General features: G+C 45.1%; 3 protein-coding genes. All 3 read right to left on the bottom strand.

Annotated elements, in window-relative coordinates; all coding sequences use genetic code 11:
* Positions 1–2,913, bottom strand: a 2,913-nt coding sequence (locus VIN08_RS05275) for a choice-of-anchor J domain-containing protein (RefSeq protein ID WP_331961301.1), incomplete at its 3' end; no start/stop codon positions are given.
* 6 nt (positions 2,914–2,919) lie between these two features.
* On the bottom strand, positions 2,920–3,333 hold the full coding sequence (locus VIN08_RS05270) for a hypothetical protein (protein WP_331961298.1): 414 nt from the start codon (positions 3,331–3,333) through the stop codon (positions 2,920–2,922).
* A gap of 133 nt (positions 3,334–3,466) precedes the next feature.
* Positions 3,467–6,002 (bottom strand): gliding motility-associated C-terminal domain-containing protein (locus tag VIN08_RS05265; protein ID WP_331961296.1); only part of this gene is annotated, 2,536 nt, incomplete at its 5' end.

The raw sequence follows: 6,002 nt of genomic DNA, 5'->3' as shown, positions 1-6,002 counted from the left end.
AGCCGTTACCTGCCGGCCCATAACATCAACAAGCTGATATTGCACAGGCTGTCGCTCGGAGAGATTGAAGGTGATGTAAAAATCGTTCGGGGTTATTGGATCACTGTCGTACACAACAAATGGATTTTTTACGGCATTGGGGTTAGGATCGTCTGACGTATAAAATTCTATATTATCAAGGTATACATTACTACCATTATCATTCGTAAATACAAAAGCGAGGCGCACCTGTTCCTGACCAGCCAATGCCGTTAGGTTAATATACTTTCGTTGCCAGTCGGATGCAGCAGCCGGAGCGGTTGTTACTGTATTCTGATTGATGGAAAGCGAGGTGCCTGTTTCATCAAACAATACTTTATCGTAGGTAACTCCACAATCAGTAGAGGCCAGCACCTGCAAATTATCCTGACTATTCTTGTTTCCTTCTTCCTCTTTATAGCGATACGAAAGATCAAAGAATACACTGGCTGTTGTAGCGGATGAGAAATTCAACGTGGGGCTCACCAGCCATGCTTTATCTCCTTCTGTTGTATTATTGGCAGCATTGAAATATACCGACTGATTATAATTGGTGGTAATAGTTTGCCAGTCCATCCCTCCTGCCGGGTTTACTATTACCCATTGGTCTTCAAAAGAATTGCTATCAAAATTTTCACGCAGCGGTATAATATCACTTGCTGTGTTTACCACTACAATTTTGGTATAGGTATTATCAGATACATCTATATCCGTATATCCGTTGGGATAGGTGAGCTGATACGAGAGCGTGTTCTGCCCCTCTTTTAAGGTTATGCTTGATACCGGTATCTCTATCGATGCACCCGGTGTAAGACCTTCGATGTTACTCAACGATATAGTCTGTGCTGTTCCTTTATTTATAGAATACACAACCTGCAGGCTGGTAACATTCACTGCACTTTGATTAGTTATCTGCAACTTTGGCGTAGCAGCCGTTGTGCAACGCACAGGTGCTGGCGATACTATATCTGTGAGCGCTACATCTTCTGTGATGGTTTGCACTACATTAATATTATCGAGGTATAAATTATTTCCACCACCGCTTATACCCACAAACGCGAGCTGTACATGCGATTGACCTATATATTTCTTCAGATCTATAATTTCCGTGCGCCACTGCGAAGCATTGCTTGGTGTAAAGGCACTACCGCTAATCAACACTGTTGCCAATGTACTTCCCGACTTATCATACAATTCAGTCCCATTGCTCAGGTTGTTACTGCAATCGGAGAGAATATACACCTGTAACTCATCTGTATAACCCTGGTATAGCGCATACGCTACATCGAACGTGAGGTAAGGTGCTGAGGCATTCGACAGATCGAATATAGGGGTTATCAATACATCCTGTGATGATTCTGAATTTTGACCATTAAAGAAGTTAAGATAAGCTGCGGTGTTCGATGCATCTGCATTCGGAGCCTGCTTTACTGCCCACGTAATACCAGCATCACCATTTACTATATTCCAGGTGGAAGGCAGCGTGGCAAATGTTTCTTCGAAGGGCGATTGTATCGTATAGGGCACCTGCGCTGTAACAGACTGTATATTATCATCGGCATTCTCATCGGCAGCGCCATTCATCGTGAGTATTTCAAAAGCAAAAGCCGTACTGCCGGATGTTAGCGTAACGGATGAGAAAGATATAGTGGTTGATTGAAGTGACGCGAGCACCGGACTGAAGGTAACACTCTTTGTTTCGGTTACCGTGCCATTGATGCGCAGTTGTATTTTGGCAGCGCTTGCACTGTTCGATCCTGTGTTCTTGATGGTGACTTGTGGAGTTATAGTACCAGCACATTGATTGGCTGCAGGACTTACGATAGCAATAGCATCCAGGTTATTACTATATACCACCGGATCGTATAGCCCTTTGGATTGTGGCAGCGTTACTCTTCGCGGGCTGTTCTCCATTACCGTAATCATGCGCGACACCTGTCCTTGTGTGAAGAGATTCATACAGGCATCATCTGTATAATCCATATAGTTTTGAAACATGTTATGCACCGAACATGAAGTCTGCGGATTGGAAGGGCAACCACTGGTCTCTGATCCCTGATCCGGTGTATCCGATACATAATCACCATCGCCACCACAGGCGCCATTATCATCACCCCATATATGGCGCAGCCCAAGGTAGTGGCCTATCTCGTGTGTAGCGGTTCTCCCTTTATTAAACTCAGAATCTATGTTGAACGAACCATCATCTGTACTGCCAAACACGGCATAGTCTATAACAACACCATCGGTAAGCCGATTGTCGCTGGCGTCTTCAAGACCATCCAGATCGGATACCGGAAATTGCGCATAGCCCAACAGTGTTGATGAAAGATTCGTAACCCATATATTGAGATAATCTTCTGCAGGCCAGTAACTGGTTGCTTTGAGTGTAGCATCATCGGATGTAGACCATGATGTCTTTGATCCTTTTACGCGTACTATACCATTGGTAGCCTGACCATCGGGAGTTTGTTTGGCGAGTACAAATTCCACATTGAAACTACCGGCTACAGAAGTAAACTCTGATGGTGTATTGGAAGCATCAGCATTTAACCGGTTATAGTCGTTGTTTAATACTTTGATCTGCGAGATGATCTGTGCATCCGGTATATTAGTTCCTGATCCAACCGCTTCACCGCGATGTATAACGTGTACTACTACCGGTATATAATATTTTGTTTCAGTTTCGGTGCGACCATTGGCGAGTCGCGAAGCCTGCCGTTGCAGCAGCCAGTTCTCAAACTGTTTGTCACTTTCGCGAACGGTATTTTTATTCCGAAGATTTTGCATCACTTCGGTTATACCACAACGATCCTGAGTCCATCCTTTGAGATATACCAATACAAGCAGACACACCATTACCAACAGGCGGCCACCAGCTCTCCCTATAGACATGGTAAATTACATTTGGTAGAAAGAGGCGGATCTGGAGAGTAATGATGTCAGTTCATCATCGCGAAGTTTCTTTACTCCTGCGTACTGATGATCCCACAGTTTTCTCCATCTTTTTTTCTGGTTGGGATGAAAGGTATCCCAGATCTTCTGATTCCGCTGTTGCAGATATTCAGCGGCCCTCACCTGTATGGCGGCACGATCGGTTGGAGTTTCATGAATTACCTGCTTCAGGTTTTCGTAATACTCCTGGTTGATTCTGGTAATAGATTTACATTGTGCGTCCTTCAGCCTCAACTGATCTTTCCAGAACAACGGGTCATACATAACAACATTCTTCACGTCCTGAGATTGCTGTGCATGTACGGATATACTCACAACAAAAAACATCAACACACCCAAAATACATCTCAAAGCTCTCATAACTGGTACCTGTTCTTTATGTCTTTGTGCCTCCAAAATAAATTAATCTTTTCTGAAAAACTTCATGATCAACTGAATCCGTAGCTTACCCGGCTATTCCTGTAGACCAAAAAGAAAATATTTTCCGCGACTGTTATCGTAACACATGAACCCAGCTTTTCAGTTTCTTGTTCCGTGCAGCCGGGTAAATAACGTCAAACTCTACGTCCGCAGTATAATAGTATACGCCCGTGCTCAAATCATTCCCATCGGTATCTTTTCCGTTCCAGTTGATATTGATAGAATTTTCAGCGTCCGAAAGATACGCATATACTTCACGTCCCCAGCGATTATATACCCGAAACCTTACTGACTTTACAAATCGCGGGCATCCTATAGTGCTGGTACGCTGACAAGAACCCGTTGCATCACCATCATATTGCGCGGTAAAAACATCATTGCAACCGTCTGCATTAGGGGTAAATACATTGGGCAGCGCATAATACGGACAGTTATCATTGCATACCGGATCACTCAACGGCCCCTCTGCTCCCTGCGAATCAACAGCTGAAATACGATAACAACGGGCATATGATGCAAGGCCCGTCTCAACAAAACTGGTATCGGTAATCGTGGCCAGCAATTGGTAATCAATGCTTAGCGAAGATGTGGCATATATGCGGTATGCCACTATATCTTTCCTACAACCACTCGTTAGTGTCGGGTGCCACGTAATCGAATTGCTAAATTCACTTTGTGTACACGTCTCCCGCGAAGCCGTAAAGGCATCACAATCTATAGCTTTGATAGAAGCCACCGGTGCGCAGGGTAGTAAATCATTGACGGGAAACGCAGTAATCATCTCCGAAAAATTCTCCTGCAATGCTATCGCGGGGTTTCCATACGTGCCGCGTGTGAGAATTTTATAGGAGTATATTTCGTCATCTTCCACGTTCACATCCGTATAGTTAAATCCGTTATCAATCACATTTATACTATCATATAGCATAAGATCCTTTTCTGTTGCTATACCCGTTGCCCTATAGATGAGATGATATGGTCGCTGTTGCACTGTATTCGACCACGGAATACTATCACGCCATTGCAACGCGATCTGTTTCGCTCCCGGTGTTGCTGCCAGCCATACCGATGATGCCACTGCAGAAGTATCCACCGGTACATAGGAGCTTTCCAGGGCAGGCTTTGCATATAGCACAATGCGATAGTTAAACACCTGCTGTTGGGTGTTGATACCTGTATCTACAAAAGTGGTATCAGCAATGCGACCTGATACAACCTGGATACTCGTATCGCCTATAAAGCCATTGGCGCGGTATATTTCATATTGATAGGGCTTAGGGAATTGTGCTTCATTTATATTGAACGGACTCCGCCAGCTTACGCGTATAGCACCATCTTCAGCAGTTTTCTCTACCGTTACATGGGTAATTACCGGTGCATCGGCTTGTACAGGACCAACGCATTGCTCTACAGATGTATAGCTCGATGCCGCGGCCGGTGAATTGAAATACGCTACCAATCTATAGCAGTACGCTGCACCGGGAGCCAATCCTAAAGTATAATTGGTATCAGTATAGGTTGTATCACTTGCAGACACTTCTGCAATAAGATTATAGCCCAGATACCGGGGCAAACCCGTTTCGCAATAGCCGGGAGTATACTCCGTTGAGCCTACCTTGCGCCATATCTGTATCTTGCTGGCGTTGGCGCAGGTATAGGGCTTCCACGCAAGCCCTGCGTTGTGGTTTACTACATCCAGTGTCACGTTTTTCCATTCGGGAGCCGGGGCAATTACTTTTATATTCCATGTTTTATAACGCACCAGCCTGGGACCATCGGATGGATTATCGGTGATCTTGAACAACACCTGGTATGGCTGCTGCCGCACATGTATACAATCGGTTTGCCAATGATACGACAGTGTAGCCGCAGGATCAGATGAAGTATATACCGCGGGGGCAGGAGAATAGGTAGCCGGATATTTATCCGCATCCAGTTCTAGTGTCTCTGAATATACTTCGATCTTTACCGGGTCAAGGTCTGCATCCGTGCCCAGTATAGTAGCATCGAGTACCGAACCGGCTACTACACACGTATCGTTGGGTATAGTAAGGTCTGGTCTTGTATTATCGCACTCCTCTACAACAATCTGCATATCGCGCACGGTAGTACTGAGCACACTATATATACCGGTGGCCTCGTTCTTCCGCCACTCTACTACCTTGAATGCTATATTATATTCTCCCAGCATACCGGGTGCATCCCAGGTGATGAGACCGGTATAGGCGTCAATAGAAAAAGTTGGAGTTCCTGTGCCTGCTTCGTTGCCGGTGCTATAGTTTGTATAAAAGTCGGCATTGTTCGGATCTTCATAATCAGCGTACGCATTTGCACTGCTGGAAGGTATAGTCATTTCGTACGACAAGCTGTCACCATCCACATCATACGCGCCCGGGTTATGATAGAACGCGACTCCGGAGCAGGCGCGATCGAGTGGCACGACTGAAAGCACCGGGTAATGATTACATCCTTGTGACGCATCAATGCTGATCGTAATAGAAGAGACATACGCTACATCTTTCGAGTTGGTTATATTCAGAATACCAGCGTTACGATGATCTTCCACATACGCAATTTTATAGGTACCAGCCGAGCGATAGGTATGTGTA

The sequence above is a fragment of the Ohtaekwangia sp. genome (assembly GCF_036568665.1).
GTDB lineage: Bacteria > Bacteroidota > Bacteroidia > Cytophagales > Cyclobacteriaceae > Ohtaekwangia.
The sequence above is the reverse complement of the archived record's forward strand: the minus strand, read 5'-3'. Positions and strand labels throughout refer to the sequence as shown.